The following is a 23874-nucleotide window of genomic DNA, read 5'->3' on the forward strand; positions in this document are numbered from 1 at the left end:
AGGTTGCCGATGGGCACGGCATATATCCCGTAGGAGCGGACTCCGTCCGCGATAGGCGTAAAACGCCAGCCTCCTAATGAAAACGGCCCCTCGCGGGGCCGTTCTGGTCGTCAGTGGGCCACAGCCTTCACCGTCCTCGGCGGCGCCTGCTCGGCGTGTTCGTTCTCCTCGTCGATCACCGGCACCTCGTTGCCGTCCTTGTCGAACAGCTTGCCGTCGAGGAAGTAGTCGCCCTCGTTCAGCGCCGCGATGTCGCGGTAGCGCAGGGTGCGTTCCTCGGCGGCGACGAATACCGACTGCTGGTCGGAGTTGCCGGTCTTGAAGTGGTTGAACAGCAGGTTCAGCGCGATGGCCATGATGGCCGAGGAACTGATGCCGGAGTGGAAGATGGTTTCCACCCAGCCCGGGAAGTTATGGTAGAAGTTCGGCGCCGCGATCGGCAGCATGCCGAAGCCCAGGGCGGTGGCGACTATCACCAGGTTCATGTTGTTGTGGTAGTCCACCTTCGACAGGGTGCGGATGCCGCTGGCCGCCACGGTGCCGAACAGCACCAGGCCGGCGCCGCCGAGCACCGCCGGGGGCACCGCGGCCACCACCCGGCCGACCACCGGCAGCAGGCCGAGGGTCACCAGGATCAGCCCGCCGGTGGCCACCACGTAGCGGCTCTTCACTCCGGTCACCGCCACCAGGCCGACGTTCTGGGCGAAGGCGCTCTGGGTGAAGGAGCCGAAGATCGGCGCCAGGATGCTCGACAGCATGTCGGCGCGCAGGCCGTTGCCCAGGCGCTTGGAGTCCACCCTGGTGCCGATGATCTCGCCCACGGCGAGGATGTCCGCCGAGGTTTCCACCAGGGTCACCAGGATCACGATGCACATGGAGATGATCGCCGCCACGTGGAAGGTCGGCATGCCGAAGTGGAAGATTTCCGGCATGGCCAGCATCGGGCCTTCGGCCACCTTGGAGAAGTCGGTCATGCCCGCGGCATAGGCGATGCCGGTGCCGATCACCATGGCCAGCAGGATCGACAGGCGCGAGATGGCGGCGCTGCCCAGCTTGCTCAGCAGCAGCACTATCACCAGGGTCACGGCGGCCAGGCCGATGTTGGCGGTGCTGCCGAACTCGGCGGCCTTGGGGTTGCCGCCCATGGCCCAGCGCGCGGCCACCGGCATCAGCGTCAGGCCGATGGTGGTGATGACCACGCCGGTGACCAGCGGCGGGAAGAACTTGGTGATGCGCGAGAACACCGGGGTGATCAGCAGGCCGATGGCCGAGGCCGCCATCACCGCCCCCAGCACGGCCGGGATGCCGCCGCCCTCGTAGCCGGTGGTGAGGATGGCGAGCATGGTCGCCACCCCGGCGAAGGACACCCCCTGCACCAGCGGCAGCTGGCTGCCGAAGAAGGGCAGGCCGAGGGTCTGCAGCAAGGTGGCCAGGCCTCCGGCGAACAGCGACGCGGCGATCAGGGTGCCGATCTCGGCGGGCGACAGGCCGGCGGCCTGGCCGAGGATCAGCGGCACGGCGACGATGCCGCCATACATGGTCAGAACGTGTTGCAGGCCGTACGCCAGGTTGGCGCCGACACCGAGGTTCTCGTCTTCCGGGCGGGTGCTGGAAGACGCTACAGCTGAACGGTCATTCATGGCTGGAGGACTCGCTTGTTTTTGTTGTGCCGAGCAATGTAGACACGGTTGTGTGTGTTTGGCTACTACCTTGTATACAAAATCTTGCTCGACGCTCTGAACTATTTGATTAGAAAGAAAAAATAATCTTCCGTGAAATGCGCAGGCGGCTGCCTGCACGCCGCCCGGAGCGAAGCAAGAACCTGGCCAGGTCGTCAGGAATTTTGGATACAAGGGTGTCGCTGGTCGGCACGGCCCGCGTGGCGCGAGGGCCCGACCATCGGGGCGGCCATGGAGCGAGGTGGCCAGAGGGAAGAAGTGCACGGAAGTCGGGCGCCGCGGCCTCAAGATGGTGCTGTCCAGCGGGCGCCCGAATGAAAAACGCCGCGACGGGGAACCGTTCGCGGCGTTTTCGCAGTGGCCGGGGGAGGGGCTTCAGATCATGAAGCGCAGGATGTCCGCCCGGTTCATCTCGGTGCGGCCTTCCTCGTACCAGCGCGGGATGACGTCCTTCAGGCCTTCCTTGGTGTCGTCCAGGTTGAACGGCGCCGGGTAGCGCTTCTTGCGGTAGGAATAGATGTAGTAGGTGCCGTCGCGGTAGAGGATGCGGTCGAAGGTGTAGAAGGCGATGTGCGAGCCGTTGCAGCGCGCGGTCAGCACCACGTCGCCTTCCTCGTAGGGCAGGGCGCCCTCGGCGCATTCGTAGGTGAAGAACTCGCGTACGTCGTCCCAGTCCACGCCGCTGCTGGCGCGCAGGAAGCCCTCGGCGGTGGTCTCGGAGTCCTCGGAGTGGTCGCTGTACCAGATGAACAGCGGGATGCTCTGGTTGGACTCCTCGCCCAGCCAGCTCTCGCCGTCCAGGTACTGCGCGGTGCGCGCCAGGCCCGCCTGCATGCGGCGGTGGTTCCAGCGGTAGGTTTCCAGGGCCTCGTCGAAGGCCTCGCTGTCGCTGGCCGGCAGCACGCCCTCGGTGGCCTTCAGCGCCTCGACGCGGGCCAGGTGCCCGGCGTAGAGCGCGGCGTCCTGGATGACCACGGCATTGTCGCGGGACAGGCCGACGCCCAGTTCGGTGAAGTTGGCGCTGCCGAGGATGACGATGTCCGGCTCGACCAGGTAGAGCTTCCAGTGGATGCTCTTCTGGTAGCGGAAGTCGACGGACAGCGCCAGGTCGTCGCCGCCCTCGCCGATGCAGTACTCGATGAAGTCCGGGGAGGTGAAGGAGTTGATGGTCCCGACCACTATGTCCAGACGGTTGCCGTTGGCGCGCAGGCTTTCCACCAGGGGTTCGGTGCCGGCGGCGAAGGCGGTGACGACCGTGATCTTCTTGTCGCGCTGTTGGCCGAGGTAGCCCGCGAGGTCGTTCTGATTATCGAGGATCTGCATAGGTTCTCCAGCAGCATGGGTTCCGCAAATGTAGGCATTGTCGCACGCCGGTGGGGGAGGTTTCACGCTTGGCGCGAAAAGGCTTGCGGTAGAGCAGGGGGCTTGGTTTTTTGTAGGAGCGAGCTTGCTCGCGAACCGTGCTCGCCGGCGGCCATGGTGTTTCCGGTTGACTCCGAACCCTCTCCCCAGCCCTCGGCTGCGCGCCCCGCCCTGAAGGGAGAGGGGGCTTGTCCGTGCCGAGAGAAGGAATGGTTTCAGCCGGAAACCTGCGGCGTTGCCGGCTAACTCTAAAATACCCGAGCACGCCGAACGGTCCCCTCTCCCTTCAGGGAGAGGGTTAGGGAGAGGGTGCTCTCAACCTCAGCCCCGCAACTCCCAGTGAACTCTGTTCGCGAGCAAGCTCGCTCCTACGAAAAACCAACCAAAAAAAGCCCGCCATACGGCGGGCCGAAGCGGAACCAAAGGCGTCTTTCAGTCGCCCATGCCGTCGTCGATGGCGATGCCCTGCCTGCGCATCGCGGCGATCAGCTGGGCGCGGGTTCCCGGGAGGTTGAGCATGGTTTCGTGACGGATCCCCGCTACTTCCTCCGCGGTGTACGGCTTGTAGTCCGCCGGCATGCTCTTGCCGGCCATGCCGTCCTCGCGCAGCAGCCAGTTGAGCATGTCCGCCAGTTGCGCATCGCTCAACGCCGACATGGACATGCCCGGCACCCGCACCAGGAACTGGCGGCCGCCGTCTACCTTGAGGAAGTTGCCGACGAAGCCGAGCATCCTCGGCACGTCGTTGGACTTCGAGCCGGCGCCGTCGGACAGGTGGCAGCCGGCGCACTGCAACTGGTAGTTGGTGGCGTTGCTGTAGCCGGCCTGGGCGATCGGCGTCTGCTCCGCCTCGTTGCCCGGCGCGTGCTTCTGGTGCGGGTCGGGAATGCTGCGTGCCTGGGCCATGGGCATGGCCAGCAGGCACGACAGCCCGAGGGTCAGCAGCGAGCGTTTCATGGCTGACCCCGCGCCCTACACGGCCACGCCGCGGATGACCGAGACGGTGCAGTGGTAGATGTGCGACTTGGCCGCCAGGCACCAGTTCACGTCGTTGTTGTTGAACGGACGGTAGGCCGGTTCCTCGCTGTCGTTGCGGGTGCAGGCGCACTGGTTGCAGCTGTGCTTACCGCAGCAGTCGTTATAGGAAATGATGTAGTTCTTGCCGTCGGCCGGGTTGTGGCAGGTGCCGACCCAGGCCACCTGGGACACCTCGGTGCCCGGCGGGCAGCTGGACACGCTGCCGCCGCAGCAGGAGCAGAGGAAGCCGTCGATGGAGCAGTAGCGCCAGTAGTCGCAGCTGTTGGGGTCGCCCGGGTCGCCGGCCATCGGCTTGTCGGCGGCCAGGGCCTTGCCGGTGCGGTCGATGGGCAGCAGCACCGGCAGCGCGGCGCCGGCCACCAGCAGCGAACCCATGCGCGAGAGCAGCTTGCGCCGCGAGGTGGTGTCGGCGATGCGGCGGGAGGAGCGCTCGAAGAGCTGGTCGAGGAATTTCATCGGTTATCCCTTTTTATTGTCAGTGGGCGCTGTGCGAGTGCGCATGGCCAGGCTCGTGGCTGTGAACCTGAGGCTGCTGCGCCTGCAGGTACTGCTGCAGGGTGGCGCTGCCCAGGTGCTCGGCCTCGAACAGGCTGTCCAGGTGCTCGCGGGAGTTGACCAGGCCCTTGGCGCGCAGGATGCCGGCCTTGTCGATCAGCGCCGCGTAGGGCAGCTTGCCGATCTGGTAGGTCATGCCCACTTCCGGGCCGACCACGTAGGTGGCGCCTTCGAGCTTGTGCTCGGCGATCAGCGCCTGCTGAGCGGCCGGCTCGCCGTCGCTGACGAAGACCACGTCCAGGCGGTGCGCCTGTTCCTTGGCGATGGACTTGATCGCCGGCAGCAGCGACTTGCAGATCGGGCAGGTGGGCGAGAGGAAGAACAGCAACTGGGCCTTCTCGCCGGCGTAGCCGAAGTTCACCGGGCGGCCTTGGCGGTCGGCGGCGGTGACCTGCGGGGCCGGTTCATTGACCGATACGCCCTTGTCGACCATCAGCGCGCCGGCCGGGGCGATGCGCCCGTGCAGCACGCCGATCTGGCGCACCAGGCCCATGACGACGAAGGCCAGTGCCAGCAGCAGGCACCAGAGCAGGATGTTGGAAACGATCATGGCTTCCATGGTTCACCTTCCAATGAGTTTGAGCAGACGGGGGCCGTTGGCCAGCAGGCCATCGGCGGCGACGTAGAGGAGCAGGGCGACGGCGCTGGCGGCCAGCGTCACGAAGCCGTCGAACAGGCCCAGGTCGCGGGCCTGCGGGTGCAGGCTGGCGAGCAGGGCCAGGGCGATGAGCACGGCGTTGCGCGCCAGCAGCACCGGGCGCAGCGGCTGGGCCTGGTCGGGCCCGGCGCAGCCGCAGTCGATGTCGCGGCGGCCGCGCCACAGGTTGATGCCGATGGCCGCGGCGTACAGGGCCAGCAGCGCGGCGGCGGCCAGGGCCGCCAGCGAACGGCTGGCCGGCACCAGCAGGGCGAAGGCGACGCCGCCCTCGACCAGCGGCAGCACGCGGGCGGCGGGCTTGAGCAGGGCCTGCGGCAGCAGCCGGTAGTCCTCCAGCTGCCGGGTGAAGCGCCCCGGCGCGCGCCACTTGTGGCTGGCGGCGCTGGCCAGGATCACCGCCACCGAGACGGCGGCGGCGATCACGTAGATGGGATCGGGTTGCATGGTCATGCCTCTATATCAGTGGGTCAGGACCTGGGTGGCGGTCTTGGCGATCTTCTCCACGGTGCCGGTGTGCTTGCCGGCCTTCAGGTCGAAGATCTCCAGGCCGCCCTCGACGTTGGCGCCGTACAGCAGCGGGGCGTCGTCGCTGGTGGCGGTCATGCTCCAGACCGGGGCCGGGGCGCTGAGGGTGCCGATCTTCTTCTGCGTCTTCAGATCGTAGACCCAGATGTCGGTGCTCGGGTCTTCCCACTTCATCGGCTCGTGCTTGTCGTGCATCAGCACGTACAGGCGGTTCAGCTTCGGCGCCAGGGCCAGTTCCTGCCAGCCGCCGGGAGCCCAGCCGGCCTTGCGCTCGGCGTCGGTGACCAGCGACCAGGTCGGCAGCACCTTGGGCTGCTTGCCCGAGAAGTCGATGGTGTGGATCACGCCTTCGGTGGTGGTGAAGTAGTAGGTCTCGCCATCGTTGATGGCGCGCTCCACCAGCTTCTCCTTGTTCGGGTCGAAGAACGGGGTGCGGCTGCGCGCGGTTTCCTTGCCGTCCTCGCCGAGGGTCACCAGCTGCACGCTGCCGTCGCCGCACAGCGAGGCGAAGGCGCGCTTGCCCACCGGGTAGTTGAGCACGCAGCCGGGGATGGCGATCTCGGCGGTCACCGCCTTGGCCTGGGTGTCGACCACGGTCACCGAGGTGGACGGGGTGAAGTTGTAGACGTAGGCGAAGCGGTCGTCGCCGCTGACCGCCAGGCCGTAGCGCTGGGTCAGGGATTCGGAGCGCTTGCTGGGGATCACCACTTCCCAGGTGGGGGCCAGGGTGGAGGTGTCCCAGGCGGTCAGCACGTCGGTGCGGGTGCCGCGGGTGCCGCGCGAGTAGTACAGGTCGGCGGTGTACAGGGTGCGCTGGTCGTGGCTGAGGGTCGAAGGCGCGGCGAAGCCGGTGCTGACCATGCCGAGCATCTTCTTCTGCTGCGGGTCCACCACGGTCACGCGGCCGGTCACGAAGCTGTCGAATTCCACGTCGACGACGTAGGCGCGGTGCGGATCCGGCGGGAACGGCAGGGTCGTCTGGCCGACGGTCTCCGGCGGCAGGTCGGCGAATGCGCCGCCGACGGCGGCCAGCGAGACGCCTAGCGCCAGCGTGGTACGAGCAAGGATCCTGGTTATTCGCATGGGGGGTGGCTCCCTCGATTTTATTGGATGGTCGGCCCGCGGATCGGTGTGGGCAGAAGACTGCAGCCCTAGTCTGCCCCGCGCTGCCCGGTGCTGCCTTGTTCTGCGTGCCAAGCCCTTGTGTGTCCCTGACAGGGCTTGCGCCGGTGTGCCAGGGCAAGGATCGACGCGGTTCGGGCGCCGCGCCTCACCGTTGGTCGGCGGGCGCGGCCAGTGGCAGCGAGACGCAGAACATGGCCCCGCTGGGCTCGACGTTCTGCGCCCAGATGTCGCCGCGGTGGCGCGAGACGATGTTCCTGCACAGCGCCAGGCCAATGCCGTTGCCGCTGACCTTGGAACTGAAGAAACCGTCGAACAGCCGCTCCCGGGCGCCGGCGTCGATGCCGCGGCCGCGGTCCTCGACGCAGAGCAGGGCGCTGCCGCCCTGGCGCCGGGTATGGATGCGCAGCACGCGGCGCTCGGCGGGCAGCTCGGCCATCTCCTCGATGGCGTTGAAGGCCAGGTTGAGGATCACCTGGCCGATCAGCACCTTCTCGCAGCTCACCGGCAGCGCCTCGGCGCAGGGCGCCAGTTCCAGGCGCACGCCGGCCGGCTGGCCCTTGAGGTCGATGAAGTAGCGGGCGTCGGCCAGCAGCTCGTTGAGGTCGACGCACTGCTCGGCCTGCTCCAGGCGCACCACGTACTCGCGCACGCTCTTGATGATCTCCGAGGCGTGCTCGATCTGCCGCACCGCGCTGTCCAGGCCCCAGGCCACGTTCGGCTCGACCTCGCCCTGCTGGCCCAGGCGGATCACCGAGCCCTCGATGAAGTTGCGCGTGGCGGCCAGCGGCTGGCTCAGCTCGTGGGCGATGGCCACGGCCATCTCGCCCATGGCGTTGTAGCGCGCCAGGTACTCCAGCTTCTGCTCGCTCTGCCGCCGGGCTTCCTCGGCGCGCACCTGTTCGCTGACGTCGCGGAACAGCAGCAGGTGGCCGCAGAGGTCGTCCTCGATCTCGATGTAGCGGCAGGTGGCGTGGTGCCAGCGCCAGTCGCCGTCGCCGCGGCGCAGGTGGTAGGCGACGCTGTAGGGCTCGCGGGTGGGCGGCGTGCGGCCCAGGTGCTGGCGCAGGCGCTGGCGGGACTTCTCGTCGCAGGCGTCGAGGAAGTTGCGCGCCAGGCTCCGGCGGTCCGCGGCGCCGAGCAGGGCCAGGGCGGAATCGCTGATGAAGCGGATGTCGCCGTCCGGGCCGAGCACCGCCACGCCTTCGGCCAGGTCCTGCATGAAGGCCTTGAGGCGGCTCTCGGTGCGCTTGAGGTCGCGCCTGACCTTCTCCTCCTTGGAGATGTCGCGGAACTGCACCATCAGCACGTCGCGCTCGGCCAGGTGGACCAGGGTGGCGGTCGCCTCGGAGAGGATGTCCACGCCCTGCTTGGAGCGGTAGCACCACTCGATGGCGCGCTGCCCGGTGCGCGCCGCGCCTTCCAGCCAGCGCAGGCCGATGGCGCGGCGGTACTTGGGCGCCGGGTTGGTCATGTCCGGGGCCTTCAGCGGCACCAGTTCCTCCAGGCTGAAGCCCAGGGCCCGCAGCGCGGCGCTGTTGGCCCAGAGGATCTCCTTGGTCTGGGCGTCGTGCAGCAGGATGCACAGCGGCATGGCCTCGATGAGGGCGTGGAAGTCGGTTTCGGCGGGCTGGAACATGGCGGCGGCTCTTCAGGGGCGCGTCCCCGAACGCGGGGTACGGCTTTTTATAGCGCGCAGCCTAGCGCGTCGGCGCTAGGAAACAACCCGGCGGGCACTAGGGGATTCCTTTAGTTCGCGGGCGGCACGCCCCAATAGAGGCCCGCTCGGCGCGCTCCCTACACTGGGCCCCATCGACGGCCGCCGGCTCCCACCGGACGGCCGGCCCACAAGAACACAGGGAGACGCCCATGCCGCGTTCAGCCGCCGCCGCCACAGATTCGCCCCTCGCCAGCCGTGCCGACCTGTTCGAGCAGGTGCTCGGCGAGGTCCGCCAGCGCCGCGACGAGTTCGATGCCCGTTCCCACGTGCCGCGCGACATGATCGAGCGCTTCATCGAGGCCGGCATCTACCGCTCCGCCACCCCGCGCTGCTTCGGCGGCGACGCCCTGCCGCCGGCCGACTTCCTGCGCCTGATCGAACGCATCGCCGAGGCCGACGGCTCCGCCGGCTGGGTGGCCAGCTTCGGCAGCGCCAGCACCTATCTCACCGCCTTGCCCCGCGAGACCCTCGCCGAGCTGTACGCCGACGGCCCGGACCTGGTGTTCGCCGGCGGCCTGTTCCCCATCCAGCCGGCCGAGCAGGTGGCGGGCGGCTGGCGTGTCAGCGGCACCTGGAAGTTCGCCAGCGGCTGCAAGGGCGCCGACGTGCTCGGCGTCGGCATCGGCCTCGGCGGCCCCGGCGGCAAGCCGCGCACCGCGCTGCTGCGGGCCCGCGACGTGGAGATCGTGGAGAACTGGGAAGTCGTCGGCCTGAAGGGCACCGGCAGCCACGACCTGCGCCTGGACAAGGTCTTCGTGCCCGATGCCTGGACCTTCATCCGCGGCGGCCAGAGCAGCATCGACGAGCCGCTGTACCGCTACCCGACCATCGCCTACGCCGCCCAGGTGCTGGCGGTGGTCAACCTGGGCCTGGCCCGCGCCGCCCTCGACGAGATCGCCCGCATGGCCTCCGGCAGCGGCGTGACCGGCGCGCCGAAACTGGCCGACCGCGCCTACGTGCGCATCGAGCTGGGCAAGGCCGAGGCGCAGTTGCACGCCGCGCGGGGCTTCTTCTACGACGCCACCGGGCAGGTGTGGGAGTCCATCCTCGCCGGCAACCCGGTGACCCCGGAGCAGGTCAGCCTGCTGCGGCTGTCCGCCGTGCACGTCTCGCGGGCCGGCGCCGAGGTGGTGCAGCGCGCCTACGGCCTGGCCGGGACCACCGCCATCTACCTGCGCCACCCGCTGCAGCGCTACCTGCGCGACGCCATGGTGGTGACCCAGCACGCCTTCCTCAGCGACGGCATGTACGACGGCGCAGGTTCCGTGCTGCTCGATGTGCCGCCGTTCCCCGGCTACCTCTGATCGACCACAAGGACAAGAAACCATGACCCGACCCACCGCCGAACCCATGCGCGTGCTGTTCTGCATCGGCATCACGCAGAACTTCTTCGACCTGCCCACCGGCGAAGGCATCAGCGTCTGGAAGGGCTTCAGCCAGATGCTGGGCGAACTCGGCGCGCTGCCGGGGATGAACGTCCTCGGCGTGCTCGACGACGACCGCCTGATGGTCGGCGCCTCCAACACCGCGCCCTGGACCGTGTACATCATGGCCGACGTCGATTGCCACCAGACCGTGGTCGACGCCTGCAACCTGTTCCGCACCGTGCAGGTCGGCCAGTACAGCCTGTGGAAGTACGCCAGGATCGAGGCCCGCGTCGGCCGCCCGCTGACCATTCCCGAAGCGGCGCGGAGCTGAGCCATGGGCCAGGCCCTGGAGCTGTTGCAAGCGCGCCTGGAACGCCTCGAAGGCGAAGCCGCGGTGCGTCGCCTGATGGCCCGCTACATGGACCTCTGCGACGTGCCGCGCGGCAGCCTGGCGTTGCAGCATGAGCTGGCCGAGCTGTTCAGCGAGGACGCCGTCTGGGAAGGCCTGGGCGCGCGCGCCGAGCAGAGCTTCGGCCGCCACCAAGGCCGCGAGGCGGTGGCCGCGTTTGTCGCCGGCTACCTGCCACCGGCCGAGCACTTCGCACTCAACCTGCACTTCCTCGGCAGCGAGTCGATCGAGGTCGGCGAGGGCGGCGACACCGCGCGCGGCCAGTGGCTGATGCAGCAGCTGTCGACCTACGCCGACGGTCGCAGCGAGCTGTTCGGCACCCGCCTGCAGCTGGACTTCCGCCGCCTCGGCGACACCTGGCAGATCACCCATTTCCGTACCCGGCGGCTGCTGGCCATGCCGCTGGGCGCGCTCGCGGAGGGCGAGGCATGAGCATCTTCGTCAGCGAATTCGTCATTGAATTAGAACTCGGCGGCGCCGGCAAGCGCGTCGCCATCAAGGACACTATCGACATCGCCGGCTACCCGACGCGTTGCGGCAGCCGAGCGCTGGCCGACAGCGCACCCGCGCAGCGCCACGCCGAAGTGGTGCAGCGGGTGCTGGACGCCGGCTGGCGCATCGTCGGCAAGACCAACCTGCACGAGCTGGCCTTCGGCGTCACCGGGATCAACGACTGGAGTGGCACGCCGCTCAACCCGCAGGCGCCGGACCGCGTGCCCGGCGGCTCGTCCAGCGGCTCGGCCGCCGCCGTCGGCGCGGGGCTGGCGGACATCGCCCTGGGCACCGACACCGGCGGCTCGGTGCGGGTGCCGGCGGCCTGCTGCGGCGTGGCCGGGCTCAAGCCCAGCTTCGGCCGCGTCAGCCGCGCCGGCGTGCACCCGGAGCACAGCAGCCTGGATTGCGTGGGCCCCTTCGCCGCGAACATGGCCGAGCTGGTCGCCGCCATGCAGGTGATCTGCCCCGGCTTCGGCGCCGTGAACCCGCCAGGCGCCAACGCCCGCGTGGCCTTCCTCGAAGTGCCCGCCGACCCGCACATCCAGGCCTGCCTGGGCGCCGCCGCCGACCGCGCCGGCTGGCGCCGGGCGAGCCTGTACCTGGGCGAGTTCGAGGCGGCCTTCGAGGCAGGCCTTATGGTCATCAACCACGAGAACTGGGCCGCTCTCGGCCAGCTCACCGGCAAGGGCCTGCTGGGCGCCGACGTCGAGCAGCGCCTGCTCGCCGCCGGGCGCACCAGCGCCGCGCAACTGGCCGAGGCCGAAGGCGTGCGCGCGAGCTTCACCCGCGCCATCGATTCCGCCCTGGACGACTACGAAGTGCTGCTGCTGCCGACCCTGGCCAGCCTGCCGCCGCTGCTCAGCGATGCGCGCAGCGGCAGGAGCGTGGCCGCGCTGACCGCCCTGGTCCGCCCGTTCAACCTCAGCGGCCACCCGGCGCTGAGCGTGCCGGTGGAGCTGGAGCACGGCGGGCTCAAGGTCGGCTTGCAGGTCATCGGCCGCAAGGGCGACGACGAACGCGTCTGCGCCTTCGGCGCGCAGCTGGAACAGGCATTGGCCGCCGAGCGGCCGACGAACAAGAAAATGGCATGAGGAGACACCCATGAGCGCCCCCGAATACCGGCTGATCGCCAAGACGGGCAGCCCCGAGCAACTGGTCCAGAGCGACCGCGTCGACGTATCGCTGTACCACGACCCGGCGCTGTTCGAGGCCGAGCTGGAAAAGATCTTCTACCGCACCTGGGTGTGGGTCGCCCACGTCAGCGAAGTGCGCAACCCCGGCGACTTCAAGACCACCATGATCGGCCGCCGGCCGGTGATCGTGGTGCGCGACAAGAAGGGCGCGATCAACGTCCTGGAGAACCGCTGCCGCCACCGCGGCGCCACGGTCTGCGAGAAGCACAAGGGCAACGCCACCGGCTTCACCTGCCCGTACCACAGCTGGTCCTACGGCCTGGACGGCAAGCTGCGCGCGCTGCCGTACCCGGACGGCTACGAGGACATCCTCGACAAGGCCGAGCTGCCGCTGACCAGCCTGCGGGTGGAAAGCTACGCCGGCATGATCTTCGCCAGCTACGACGCCGACATCGAGCCGCTGGAAGACTTCCTCGGCGGGGCGAAGCACTGGATGGACCTGTTCATGAAGCAGGGCGCGGGCTTCCCGATCAAGGTCCAGGGCGAACACAGGTTCACCTTCAGGGGCAACTGGAAAATCCAGCTGGAGAACACCACCGACGGCTACCACTTCCCCATCGTGCACAAGTCGTGGATGTCCTCGGTGGACGACGAGACCAGCGAGATGCTCTCGTTCATGACCGACCCGCAGGCGGTGACCCACGCCCTGGGCAACGGCCACAGCGTGATGGTGATGGTGCCCGAGCACGTCGACCTCGACCACGACGACGGCACCGAGCAGTTGCAGGAGCGCTTCGCCCACGTCACCGAGGAGCTGTCCAGGACCATGGAGCCTGCACAGGTGCGCCGCATCGTCCGCTCGCTGCACGGCGCCGGCTTCAACCTCAACCTGTTCCCCAACGTGGCCATGTCCATGTCGTTCTTCCGCGTGCTGCGCCCGGTCTCGGTCACCGAGACGGAAATCCGCCACGTCGCCCTGGGCATGGACGGCGGCCCGGAGATCGCCAACCGCGAACGCCTGCGCATCCACGAGCACTTCCAGGGCCCGTTCGGCTTCGGCAGCCCGGACGACGCGGAAGCCTGGGACCGCGTGCAGCGCGGCTCCTACGCCGGCCCCGAGGCGCCGATCCTGGTCAACCGCGGGCTGAACCGCGAGGTGCTGGCCGAGAACGGCGACAAGGTTTCCCACGCCACCGACGAAGGCGGCATGCGCGAGGCCTACCAAATGTGGAAGAGGATGATGAGCCAATGAGCAACGACACCCTGAACGGCTTCTCCGGCCCGCTGGCCAAGGCCATCGAATTCATCTGGCGCGAAGCCGAGCTGCTCGACCGCAAGGACTACGCGCAGTGGAGCGCGCTGTGGAGCGAGGAGGGCATCTACGTGGTGCCCATCGACGCCGAGGGCGACGACTTCTCCGCCAGCCTCAACTACGCCTTCGACGACGCGCGCATGCGCGCTCTGCGCATCGAGCGCCTGAGCGCCGGCTTCTCGCCCTCGGCGGTGGATTCGGCCAGGACCGTGCGCACGGTGTCGCGCTTCCGCCTGGTGGAAGCGGCCGGCGACCTCGTCGAAGTGCATTCGGCGCAGATCCTCTACGCCTACAAGCGCGGCGTGCACACCCCCTTCGTCGCCGACCTGGAGCACCGCATCCGCTTCGCCGCCGAAGGCCCGCGCCTGGAGCGCAAGGTGGTGCGCCTGATCAACGCCCAGGACGCCCTGGGCGCCATCGGCTTCCTGCTCTGAGGACCCGTCCATGACCCGTACCGCACTCGTCACCGGGGCCTCCCGCGGCCTCGGTGAATGCATCGCCCGGCGCCTGCACGGCGCCGGCTACCGCGTGGCCCTGGCCGACGTGCGCCTGGGCGACGCCCAGCGCCTGGCCGATGAACTCGACCCCAGCGGCGCCAGCGTGCTGGCGGTGGAACTGGACGTGCGCGAGAAGGCCGACTTCGAACGCGCCCGCGACCAGCTGCAGGCCAAGTGGGGCGGCTGCGACATCCTGGTGAACAATGCCGGGGTGTCCAGGGTCGCCGCGCTGATGGAGATCACCCCGGAGGAGTTCGACGCCTCCCTGGCGGTGAACCTGCGCGGCACCTTCGTCGCCTGCCAGGTGTTCGGCGCGCACTTCGCCAGCCGTGGCTTCGGCCGCATCGTCAACATCGCCTCGCTGGCCGGGCAGAACGGCGGCACCGCCACCGGCGGGCACTACGCCGCGGCCAAGGGCGGGGTGGCGACCCTGACCAAGGTCTTCGCCCGCGAACTGGCGCCGGCCGGCGTCACCGTCAACAGCATCTCCCCCGGCCCGCTGGACCTGCCGGTGGTGCGCGAGACGGTGGCCCCGGAGCGCCTGGCGCAGATCCTCAAGACCATCCCGGTGGGCCGCCTGGGCGACCCGGACTACGTGGCCGACAGCGTGCTGCTGCTGGTAGCCGACAACGCCGCCTCGGTGACCGGCGCCTGCTGGGACATCAACGGCGGCCTGTTCATGCGTTGAGGTTTACGCAGGACTCCCAGTACACACCGTACAACCCCCTCTCCCTTCAGGGAGAGGGCTGGGGAGAGGGCGCCGAGGTACGAGTGAGCACCCCGGCCTACCCCACACCCCGAATCCACGCCTTGTAGGTAACAACAATGATGAAGGTAAGAATCGAAAGGATCGTCGACGAAGCCCTGGACATCCGCTCCTTCCGCCTCGTGCGCGCCGACGGCCAGCCGTTCGACGCCTACGAGCCGGGCGCCCACGTCGACGTCACCGGCCCCACCGGGGTGACCCGCCAGTATTCCCTGTGCAGCCCGCCGGAAGACCGCGCCGCCTACCTGGTGGCGGTGAAGAAGGAAGCCGCCTCCCGCGGCGGCTCCGCGGCATTGCACGAGCAGGTGGAAGAGGGCATGGAGCTGGAGATGGGCGCCCCGCGCAACCTGTTCCGCCTGGCCCCCGAAGCCCGCGAGCACGTGATGTTCGCCGCCGGCATCGGCGTGACGCCGCTGCTGAGCATGGCCTACAAGCTCAATGCCCGGGGCGAGCCCTACGTGCTGCACTATTTCGCCCGCTCGCCGGAACACGCGGCGTTCGTCGAGCTGCTGTCCGGCCCGGTGTTCGCCGGCAAGGTGGCGTTTCACTACGGCGTGGAGCTGGCCGACCTCGAAGCCGAACTGGCCGCCTGCCTGGCACGCGCGCCGGCGGCGGCCCACGTCTATACCTGCGGCCCGGCGCCGTTCATGAACAAGGTGGTGGAAATCGCCAGGCGCAGCCGCAGCGAAGACGCCATCCACCTGGAGCACTTCCAGGCCGACCCGGCCGCCAACGCGGCCCCGGCCGGCAGCTTCGAGGTGGAGCTGGCCAGCAGCGGCGTGGTCCTGCAGGTGCCGGCCGACGCCAGCCTGGTGGACGTGCTCCAGGCCCACGGCTGCGACATCGACACCGAATGCCGCGAAGGTATCTGCGGCACCTGCATCGTGGAAGTGCTGGAAGGCGAACCGGAACACCGCGACAACTGCCTGTCGAGCAAGGAGAAGGCCTCGAACAGGCAGATTTGCGCCTGCGTCTCGCGGGCCAGGTCGGCGCGGTTGGTGCTGGACCTCTGAACCAGACGGCGGATAACGCTTCGCGTTATTCGCCCTACGCCGAGCCCGGCCGTTGCGTAGGGCGTATGACCGTTCGCGGTTATACGCCGATACACCCAGGCGCCACGTCACTTCGTGGCCAACCCCGAAGCGCTCTTTGGCCAAGGCCAAGCGGCGGATAACGCTTCGCGTTATTCGCCCTACGCCGAGCCCGGCCGTTGCGTAGGGCGTATAACCGTTCGCGGTTATACGCCGATACACCAGGCGCCACGCCACCTCGTGGCCAACCCCGAAGCGCCCCTACGGCACCCCCAGGTCCAACACCTCCCGCACCAGCAGCGCAATGCTGGAAACCCCCATCTTCTCCTTGATCTTGGTGCGGTGCACATCCACCGTCTTCACGCTGATGTTCAGCTCGCGGGCGATCACCTTGCTGGCCTTGCCGTCGATCACCATGCCCAGCACCTCGCGCTCGCGCCCGGTGAGCAGGTCCAGGCGCTGCTGCAGCTGGCGCTTCTGCTCGGCGCCGGCGTGCACCTGCACCGCGGCCTTGAGCGCGGCCTGGATGCGTTCGAGCATCTGCTGCGGGTTGTAGGGTTTCTCGACGAAGTCCAGGGCGCCGTTCTTCATGGCCTGCACCGACATGGGGATGTCGCCGTGGGCCGAAACGAAGATGATCGGCAAGGCCGCGCCGCGCTCGTTTAGCATGCTCTGCAGCTGGAAGCCGCTGGTTTCCGGCATGCGCACGTCGAGCACGAGGCAGGCGGGGGTGGTGGCGTCGTAGTGGGCGAGGAATTCCTCGGCGCCGGCGAAGCACTGCGCCTGGATGCTGACCGACTCCAGGAGCCAGGCCAGCGAGGTGCGCAGGTCCTTGTCGTCGTCGACGATGTACACAACGGGTTTGCGGGTATCCATCAGGGCACTGCCACGGTTCTTCTTATTAGGTCTGGCTCGCAGTCTTCGCTGCGGCACGCACGGGCGGGCGCGCTGGCGCCCAGGGGCCAGCATACCCAGGCGGGGCGGCGCTGGCGATAAAGAAACCCCCTAGTCGACTAAAGGCCAGCCACCGCCGCCATGGGATTCGCCTGGATACCGCGCCTGGCCGCGCGGCCGTAGATTGGCAAGCATCGACAACCGGCCACAAGGGCGCGCCATGAACAACCTGAGCCAGACCCAGATCGACTTCCGCAACGCCATGGCGCGGCTGCCCGCCGCGGTGAACATCATCACCAGCGACGGCCCCGGCGGGCGCTGCGGCATCACCGCCAGCGCGGTCTGCTCGGTCACCGACTCGCCGCCCACGCTGCTGGTGTGCATCAACCGCGGCAGCGCCAGCCACGAGCCCTTCCGCGCCAACGGCCACCTGTGCGTCAACGTGCTGCGCGGCGAGCAGGAAGAGCTGGCCCGGCACTTCGCCGGCATGACCCGGGTGCCCATGGAGGAACGCTTCGCCTCGGCCCTCTGGGAGGACGGCGTGGCCGGCGTGCCGGTGCTGCGCGACGCCCTGGTCACTCTGGAAGGGCGCATCAGCGAGTGCAAGGAAGTCGGCTCGCACTCGGTATTGTTCGTCGAGCTGGAGCGCGCCGCGGTGCGCGAGCAGGGCGACAGCCTGGTGTATTTCAACCGCCTGTTCCATCGCCTGGACGGGGTCTCGGCGGCGGCCTGAGGGCCGGGGCAGGGCGCCTCCATCACTGCGCGGCATGAGTACTATCGACGCCGACGCGTGGTCATGCGCCGGGCATGCCGTTAGAGTCCGGCTCAAAGCCACGCCCGCACGGCAGCCGTGCGGGCCCAGACTGGAGCCTCCATGAAGTCCCTGTCCGAAACCGCCTTCTCCATGCTCGACCTGGTCCCCATCCGCGACCAGGGCACCGTCGCCGAGGCGCTGAACAACGCCGTCGAGGTGGCCCGCCACGTCGAGCGCCTCGGCTTCACCCGCTACTGGCTGGCCGAGCACCACAACATGGACGGCATCGCCAGCTCGGCCACCGCCGTGCTGATCGGCCACATCGCCGGCAAGACCGCGCGCATCCGCGTCGGCTCCGGCGGGGTGATGCTGCCCAACCACCCGCCGCTGGTGATCGCCGAGCAGTTCGGCACCCTCGCCAGCCTCTACCCGGGGCGCATCGACCTGGGCCTGGGCCGCGCCCCCGGCGCCGACCAGGCGACCCTGCGCGCCCTGCGCCGCGACCGCCTGCTGGGTGACGGCGAGGACTTCCCGGAACAGGTCGCCGAGCTGGAAATGCTCCTCGGCCCGCGCCGCCCGCAGCAGAACCTGCTGGCGATCCCGGGGGAGGGCACGCGGGTGCCGATCTGGCTGCTCGGTTCCAGCCTGTTCAGCGCTCGCCTGGCGGCGGAAAAGGGCCTGCCCTACGCCTTCGCCTCGCACTTCGCGCCGCGCTACCTGCACGACGCCCTGCGCATCTACCGGCAGAACTTCAGGCCCTCGGCCATCCTCGAGCAGCCCTACGCCATGATCGGCGTGCCGCTGATCGCCGCGCCCACCGACGAGGAAGCCGAATACCTGGCCACCACCGCCTTCCAGCGCGTGCTGGCGCTGATCCGCGGCGAAAGCCTGAAGCAGAAGCCGCCGGTGGAGCGCATGGCCGGCCTGTGGCTGCCCCACGAGCAGGAGGCGGTGGGCAACTTCTTCGGCCTGGCGGTGATCGGCGGCCCGGAGAAGGTGCGCAGCCGCCTGGAGATACTGCTGGAGCAGACCGGCGCCGACGAGATCATCTTCACCAGCGATATCTACGACCACGCCCTGCGCCTGCGTTCGCTGGAGATCGTCGCCGGGCTGCGTTGAGCGCCACCAGCTCTTCGTAGGAGCGAGCTTGCTCGCGAACCGCCCCGCTGCGGAGGATCGGTTCGCGAGCAAGCTCGCTCCTACAGATTCCGCTTCCCCGCTCCTGCCGTTTGACCTTCGCCGCCGGCCGCTCGGAAACGAGCCTTGGGGCTCTGGCATGTTCCCGGGCTCGGCCATGGAGGTGTCGGGAAGCGAGGTGTATCGGCGTATAACCGCGAACGGTTATACGCCCTACGCGGCGGTCGGGCTCGGCGTAGGGCGAATAACGCTCCGCGTTATCCGCCGTTTGGCCGTGATCCCGGGCGACGCCGAGGTTGACCTTGGCGTTATCCGCCGTTTTGGCTGTCCAATCCGCTCAGCCAGAACGGTCCCTTTCGACATTGCCGCCGCGCCGTCGCGGCGCGAACATCCCGGTACTCCCTACAAGAACAAGCCAGGAGTTCCGCGATGCGCCCTTATGCTGCCGCCGTTGCCGAGTTCGATTACGCGGCCACCGCCCGAGACACCCTTGCCGGTAGCCTCGATGCCCTCAACGCCTGTGTCGAATGCTGCGACCGCCACGCCCAGGCCGGTGGCGTCGCCCTGTACTGGGAGGGCCGCAACGGCGAACGCGCCGAGTACAGCTTCGCCCAGCTGCAGGCGCTGTCCGCGCGGTTCGCCAACCTGCTGCACGACCTGGGCGTGCGCCCCGGCGACCGGGTTTCCGGCATGCTGCCGCGCACCCCCGAGCTGCTGGTCACCATCCTCGGCACCTGGCGCCTGGGCGCGGTCTACCAGCCGCTGTTCACCGCCTTCGGGCCCAAGGCCATCGAGCACCGCCTGGGCATCGCCGGCAGCCGCGTGCTGGTCACCGACGCCGGCAACCGCGCCAAGCTGGACGAGGTGCCCAACGCCCCGCAGGTGATCACCGTCAGCGGCGGCCAGGCGATCCCGGCCGGCGACCTGGATTTCTGGGGCGCCCTGGAAGGCCGCTCCGAGCAGTTCGAACCGGTCATGCGCCGCGGCGAAGATCCGTTCATGCTGATGTTCACCTCCGGCACCACCGGCCTGGCGAAGCCCCTGGCGGTGCCGCTAAAGGCCATCCTGGCGTTCACCGGCTACCTGCGCCACGCGGTGGACCTGCGCTCCGAGGACCGCTTCTGGAACCTGGCCGACCCGGGCTGGGCCTACGGCCTCTACTACGCCGTCACCGGCCCGCTGGCCCTGGGCCACGCCACCACCTTCTACGAGGGCGCCTTCAGCGTCGAAAGCACTTGCCGGATCATCCGCCAGTTCGGCATCACCAACCTGGCCGGCTCGCCCACCGCCTACCGCATGCTCAAGGCCTCCGGCGAGGAAGTGGCACGCGAGATCAAGGGCTGCCTGCGCGCGGTGAGCAGCGCCGGCGAGGCGCTGACCCCGGAGGTGATCCGCTGGTTCGCCGAGGGCCTCGGGGTGACCATCCACGACCACTACGGGCAGACCGAACTGGGCATGGTCCTGGCCAACCATCACGCGCTGCAGCACCCGGTGCACCTGGGCGCGGCCGGCTACTCCATCCCCGGCCACCGGGTGGTGGTGCTGGGCGAGAACGGTGAGGAGCTGCCCGCCGGCCAGCCCGGCATCCTGGCCATGGACCGCACGCGCTCGCCGCTGATGTGGTTCGCCGGCTACCAGGGCATGGAAACCAAGGCCTTCGTCGGCGACTACTATCTCAGTGGCGACACCGTGGAGCTGAACGCCGACGGCAGCATCAGCTTCGTCGGCCGCTCGGACGACCTCATCACCACCTCCGGCTACCGCGTCGGCCCCTTCGACGTGGAAAGCGCGCTGATCGAGCACCCGGCGGTGATGGAGGCGGCGGTGATCGGCAAGCCCGACCCCGAGCGCACCGAGGTGGTCAAGGCCTACGTGGTGCTGTGCCCGCACCACCAGCCCAGCCCAGAACTGGCCGAGGAACTGCAGCAGTACGTGCGCAAGCGCCTTTCGGCCCACAGCTACCCGCGGGAGGTGGAGTTCATCGCCGAATTGCCCAAGACCCCCAGCGGCAAGATCCAGCGCTTCCTCCTGCGCAACCAGGAGATCGCCCGGCAACGCGAGGCGGCCGAACGCGCGGCCGCGCAGAACTGATTCGGAGAGATTCCATGCACATCCAGGACAAGGTATTCCTCATCACCGGCGGCGGCTCCGGGCTCGGCGCGGCCACCGCGAAGACCCTGGTGGAGTCCGGCGGCCGCGTGCTGCTGGCCGACGTCAACGCCGACGCCGCGGCCGCGCGCGTCGAGGAGCTGGGCTCGGCCAACGCGCGCTTTATCCGCACCGACGTCACCAGCGAGGCCGACGGCCGCGCCGCCGTGGAGGCCGCCCTGGCCAACTTCGGCGCGCTGCACGGGCTGGCCAACTGCGCCGGCATCGCGCCCGCCGAGAAAGTCCTCGGGCGCAACGGCCCGCATGGCCTGGAGAGCTTCGCCCGTGCCGTCAACATCAACCTGGTCGGCAGCTTCAACATGCTGCGCCTGGTCGCCGAGGCCATGGCCCGCAATGAACCTGATGCCGGCGGCGAGCGCGGCGTCATCATCAACACCGCCTCGGTGGCGGCCTTCGACGGACAGATCGGCCAGGCCGCCTACGCCGCGTCCAAGGCCGGGGTGGTCGGCATGACCCTGCCGGTGGCCCGCGAACTGGCGCGCCACGGCATCCGCGTGATGACCATCGCCCCCGGCATCTTCGAGACGCCGATGATGGCCGGCATGCCCCAGGAAGTCCGCGATTCCCTCGGCGCCAGCGTGCCGTTCCCGCCGCGCCTGGGCCGCCCCGACGAGTTCGCCGCGCTGGTGCGGCATATCGTCGAGAACAGCATGCTCAACGGCGAAGTGATCCGCCTCGACGGCGCCATCCGCATGGCCGCCAAGTGACAGGAGTGAAACCATGAACGATCCCATCGTCATCGTCAGTGCCGTCCGCACGCCCATGGGCGGCTTCCTCGGCGACTTCAAGGACACCAGCGCCGCCACCCTCGGCGCCGCCGCCGTGCGCGCCGCCATCGAGCGCGCGAAGCTGGGCGCCGACCAGGTCGACGAGGCCATCCTCGGCTGCGTGCTCTCCGCCGGCCAGGGCCAGGCCCCGGCGCGCCAGGCGGTGCTGGGTGCCGGCCTGGACCGCGGCACGCCGTGCACCACCATCAATAAAATGTGCGGCTCGGGCATGAAGGCCGTGATGCAGGGCCATGACGCGTTGCTGGCCGGTAGCGCCAACGTGGTGCTGGCCGGCGGCATGGAAAGCATGTCCAACGCCCCCTACCTGCTAGAGCGCGCCCGCAGCGGCTACCGCATGGGTCACGGCAAGGTGCTCGACCACATGTTCCTCGACGGCCTCGAGGACGCCTACGACAAGGGCCGGCTGATGGGCACCTTCGCCGAGGACTGCGCGCAGAGCTACGGCTTCACCCGCGAGCAGCAGGACGAGTACGCCATCGCCTCGCTGACCCGCGCCCAGCAGGCCATGCGCGACGGGCGCTTCGCCGCCGAGATCGTCCCGCTGACGGTCAAGGCCGGCAAGGAAACCCGCGAGGTCAGCCAGGACGAACAGCCGCCGAAGGCCCGCCCGGACAAGATCCCGACGCTGAAGCCGGCGTTCCGCGAGGGCGGCACCGTCACCGCGGCCAACTCCAGCTCCATCTCCGACGGCGCCGCGGCACTGGTGCTGATGCGCCTGTCCGAGGCCGAGAAGCGTGGCCTGGCCCCGTTGGCGGCGATCCGCGGGCACTCGTCCTACGCCGCCGCGCCGAACCTGTTCCCCACCGCGCCGGTGGGCGCCATCCAGCGCCTGCTGCAGCGCAGCGGCTGGGGCCTGGGCGAGGTGGACCTGTTCGAGGTCAACGAAGCCTTCGCCGTGGTGGCCATGGCCGCCATGCGCGAGCTGGACATTCCCCACGCCAAGCTCAACGTCCACGGCGGCGCCTGCGCCCTGGGCCACCCCATCGGCGCCTCGGCGGCGCGCATCCTGGTGACGCTGCTCTCGGCGCTGCAGCAGTACGACCTGAAGCGCGGCATCGCCTCGGTGTGCATCGGCGGCGGCGAGGCCACCGCCATCGCGGTCGAGCGCCTGTAAGGAGCCCAGCATGATTCCCAGCGAAGAAGAACTGCAGATCCGCGACGTCGCCCGCCAGTTCGCCCAGGAGCGGCTGAAACCCTTCGCCGCCGAGTGGGACCGCGAGCACCGCTTCCCCGCCGAGGCGCTGAAGGAAATGGCCGACCTCGGCTTCCTCGGCATGCTGGTGGCGGAAGAATGGGGCGGCGCCCAGACCGGGCACCTGGCCTACGCCATGGCCCTGGAGGAAATCGCCGCCGGCGACGGCGCCTGCTCCACCATCATGAGCGTGCACAACTCGGTGGGCTGCATGCCCATCGCCAAGTTCGGCAGCGAGGAGCAGAAGCGCCAGTTCCTGGTGCCCCTGGCCCGTGGCGAGATGATCGGCGCCTTCGCCCTCACCGAGCCCCAGGCCGGCTCCGACGCCAGCTTCCTGAAGACCCGCGCGCGCCGCGACGGCGACCACTACGTGCTGAACGGCAGCAAGCAGTTCATCACCTCCGGCAGCCACGCCGGGCTGGTGATCGTCTTCGCGGTGACCGACGCGGCGGCGGGCAAGAAGGGCATCAGCGCCTTCATCGTGCCCACCGACACCCCCGGCTACCGCGTGGTGCGGGTGGAGGACAAGCTCGGCCAGCATGCCTCGGACACCTGCCAGATCGCCTTCGACGACCTGCGCATCCCGGCCGCCTACCGGCTGGGCGAGGAAGGGCAGGGCTACGGCATCGCCCTGGCCAACCTGGAGGGCGGGCGCATCGGCATCGCCAGCCAGGCGGTGGGCATGGCCCGCGCCGCCTTCGAGTGCGCCCGCGACTACGCCCACGAGCGGCAGACCTTCGGCAAGCCGATCATCGAGCACCAGGCGGTGGCCTTCCGCTTGAGCGACATGGCCACCGAGATAGCCGTGGCGCGGCAGATGGTCCACCACGCCGCCAGCCTGCGCGAAGCCGGCCTGCCGTGCCTGACCGAGGCCTCCATGGCCAAGCTGTTCGCCTCGGAAATGGCCGAGCGGGTGTGCTCGGCGGCGATCCAGACCCTCGGCGGCTACGGCTACCTGCAGGACTTCCCGGTGGAGCGCATCTACCGGGATGTGCGTGTGTGCCAGATCTACGAGGGCACCAGTGATGTGCAGCGGTTGGTGATTGCTCGGAGTTTGTAAAGAGCGCTTGTAGGAGCGAGCTTGCTCGCGAATGGAGTTCGTCGGCAACACAGGTGCCTTGGCTTGACTCCGCTCCCTCTCCCCAGCCCTCTCCCTTCAGGGAGAGGGTTAGGGAGAGGGCGCTCTTCAGGGCCAACACCATAGGCCCAGTTGATGCACCATTCGCGAGCAAGCTCGCTCCTACGACACCTCGAACCCTACCCATCCCCCC

23 protein-coding genes are annotated in these 23874 nt (G+C 69.0%); 14 read left to right on the forward strand and 9 right to left on the reverse strand.

Annotated features, from left to right (window positions below; genetic code table 11):
* Positions 1-110: 110 nt before the first annotated feature.
* From DK254_RS17385 to DK254_RS17420, 8 genes are all read right to left on the reverse strand, one after another.
* Entirely contained in the window at positions 111-1640 is a 1530-nt protein-coding gene (locus DK254_RS17385) for a nucleobase:cation symporter-2 family protein (protein ID WP_109934783.1), read from the reverse strand.
* Positions 1641-2054: 414 nt separating this feature from the next.
* Positions 2055-3002, reverse strand: a complete 948-nt coding sequence (locus DK254_RS17390) for a phospholipase D family protein (protein ID WP_109934784.1) — start codon at positions 3000-3002, stop codon at positions 2055-2057.
* A gap of 471 nt (positions 3003-3473) precedes the next feature.
* Complete coding sequence (locus DK254_RS17395; RefSeq protein ID WP_089393742.1) at positions 3474-3998, reverse strand: cytochrome C; 525 nt, start codon at positions 3996-3998, stop codon at positions 3474-3476.
* A 15-nt stretch (positions 3999-4013) separates the two neighbouring features.
* A complete protein-coding gene (locus tag DK254_RS17400; protein WP_009622218.1) occupies positions 4014-4535 on the reverse strand; it encodes a methylamine dehydrogenase light chain in 522 nt (173 codons plus the stop codon).
* 19 nt (positions 4536-4554) lie between these two features.
* A complete protein-coding gene (gene mauD, locus DK254_RS17405; RefSeq protein WP_109934785.1) occupies positions 4555-5193 on the reverse strand; it encodes a methylamine dehydrogenase accessory protein MauD in 639 nt (212 codons plus the stop codon).
* A 3-nt stretch (positions 5194-5196) separates the two neighbouring features.
* Entirely contained in the window at positions 5197-5736 is a 540-nt protein-coding gene (locus tag DK254_RS17410; RefSeq protein WP_109934786.1) for a MauE/DoxX family redox-associated membrane protein, read from the reverse strand.
* 15 nt (positions 5737-5751) lie between these two features.
* Positions 5752-6900 (reverse strand): amine dehydrogenase large subunit, encoded by a 1149-nt coding sequence (locus DK254_RS17415; RefSeq protein WP_109934787.1) that lies wholly within the window; start codon positions 6898-6900, stop codon positions 5752-5754.
* 187 nt (positions 6901-7087) lie between these two features.
* Entirely contained in the window at positions 7088-8578 is a 1491-nt protein-coding gene (locus DK254_RS17420; protein WP_109934788.1) for an ATP-binding protein, read from the reverse strand.
* Between the two features lie 230 nt (positions 8579-8808).
* Here DK254_RS17420 and DK254_RS17425 point away from each other — a divergent pair, with 230 nt between their 5' ends.
* The 8 genes from DK254_RS17425 to DK254_RS17460 all read left to right on the forward strand — a co-directional run bounded on the left by DK254_RS17425 (position 8809) and on the right by DK254_RS17460 (position 15651).
* Positions 8809-9963 carry an acyl-CoA dehydrogenase family protein gene (locus DK254_RS17425; RefSeq protein WP_109934789.1) on the forward strand — a complete coding sequence of 385 codons (1155 nt, stop codon included), beginning with the start codon at positions 8809-8811 and terminating at the stop codon, positions 9961-9963.
* Positions 9964-9985: 22 nt separating this feature from the next.
* Complete coding sequence (locus tag DK254_RS17430) at positions 9986-10357, forward strand: hypothetical protein (protein WP_109934790.1); 372 nt, start codon at positions 9986-9988, stop codon at positions 10355-10357.
* Between the two features lie 3 nt (positions 10358-10360).
* Positions 10361-10867, forward strand: coding sequence for a nuclear transport factor 2 family protein (locus tag DK254_RS17435; protein ID WP_109934791.1), 507 nt, complete (start codon positions 10361-10363; stop codon positions 10865-10867).
* Positions 10864-12021 (forward strand): amidase, encoded by a 1158-nt coding sequence (locus tag DK254_RS17440; RefSeq protein ID WP_109934792.1) that lies wholly within the window; start codon positions 10864-10866, stop codon positions 12019-12021. The genes DK254_RS17435 and DK254_RS17440 overlap by 4 nt, the downstream gene beginning before the upstream one ends.
* Positions 12022-12031: 10 nt before the next feature.
* Positions 12032-13315 carry an aromatic ring-hydroxylating dioxygenase subunit alpha gene (locus tag DK254_RS17445; RefSeq protein WP_109934793.1) on the forward strand — a complete coding sequence of 428 codons (1284 nt, stop codon included), beginning with the start codon at positions 12032-12034 and terminating at the stop codon, positions 13313-13315.
* A complete protein-coding gene (locus DK254_RS17450; RefSeq protein WP_109934794.1) occupies positions 13312-13809 on the forward strand; it encodes an aromatic-ring-hydroxylating dioxygenase subunit beta in 498 nt (165 codons plus the stop codon). The genes DK254_RS17445 and DK254_RS17450 overlap by 4 nt, the downstream gene beginning before the upstream one ends.
* Before the next feature lie 10 nt (positions 13810-13819).
* A complete protein-coding gene (locus DK254_RS17455; protein ID WP_109934795.1) occupies positions 13820-14560 on the forward strand; it encodes an SDR family NAD(P)-dependent oxidoreductase in 741 nt (246 codons plus the stop codon).
* 137 nt (positions 14561-14697) lie between these two features.
* Positions 14698-15651, forward strand: coding sequence for a PDR/VanB family oxidoreductase (locus DK254_RS17460; protein WP_109934796.1), 954 nt, complete (start codon positions 14698-14700; stop codon positions 15649-15651).
* Between the two features lie 279 nt (positions 15652-15930).
* On the opposite strand, the gene DK254_RS17465 is transcribed toward DK254_RS17460, so the two are convergent.
* The gene (locus tag DK254_RS17465; RefSeq protein ID WP_089393729.1) at positions 15931-16545 is read right to left on the reverse strand and encodes a response regulator transcription factor; all 615 of its coding nucleotides are present in this window, start codon (positions 16543-16545) and stop codon (positions 15931-15933) included.
* Positions 16546-16783: 238 nt separating this feature from the next.
* Here DK254_RS17465 and hpaC point away from each other — a divergent pair, with 238 nt between their 5' ends.
* The 6 genes from hpaC (at position 16784) to DK254_RS17495 (ending at position 23663) form a co-directional block, all read left to right on the forward strand.
* A complete protein-coding gene (gene hpaC, locus DK254_RS17470) occupies positions 16784-17296 on the forward strand; it encodes a 4-hydroxyphenylacetate 3-monooxygenase, reductase component (protein ID WP_089393728.1) in 513 nt (170 codons plus the stop codon).
* 141 nt (positions 17297-17437) lie between these two features.
* Positions 17438-18436 (forward strand): LLM class flavin-dependent oxidoreductase, encoded by a 999-nt coding sequence (locus DK254_RS17475; protein ID WP_089393727.1) that lies wholly within the window; start codon positions 17438-17440, stop codon positions 18434-18436.
* A gap of 447 nt (positions 18437-18883) precedes the next feature.
* Complete coding sequence (locus tag DK254_RS17480) at positions 18884-20545, forward strand: acyl-CoA synthetase (RefSeq protein WP_109934797.1); 1662 nt, start codon at positions 18884-18886, stop codon at positions 20543-20545.
* Between the two features lie 14 nt (positions 20546-20559).
* Positions 20560-21330, forward strand: coding sequence for a 3-hydroxyacyl-CoA dehydrogenase (locus DK254_RS17485; RefSeq protein ID WP_109934798.1), 771 nt, complete (start codon positions 20560-20562; stop codon positions 21328-21330).
* A gap of 13 nt (positions 21331-21343) precedes the next feature.
* Positions 21344-22525 (forward strand): acetyl-CoA C-acyltransferase, encoded by a 1182-nt coding sequence (locus DK254_RS17490; protein WP_109934799.1) that lies wholly within the window; start codon positions 21344-21346, stop codon positions 22523-22525.
* Positions 22526-22535: 10 nt separating this feature from the next.
* Positions 22536-23663 (forward strand): acyl-CoA dehydrogenase family protein, encoded by a 1128-nt coding sequence (locus DK254_RS17495; protein ID WP_089393723.1) that lies wholly within the window; start codon positions 22536-22538, stop codon positions 23661-23663.
* Positions 23664-23874 lie beyond the last annotated feature (211 nt).

The organism is Pseudomonas sp. RW407, assembly GCF_003176655.1.
GTDB lineage: Bacteria > Pseudomonadota > Gammaproteobacteria > Pseudomonadales > Pseudomonadaceae > Pseudomonas > Pseudomonas delhiensis.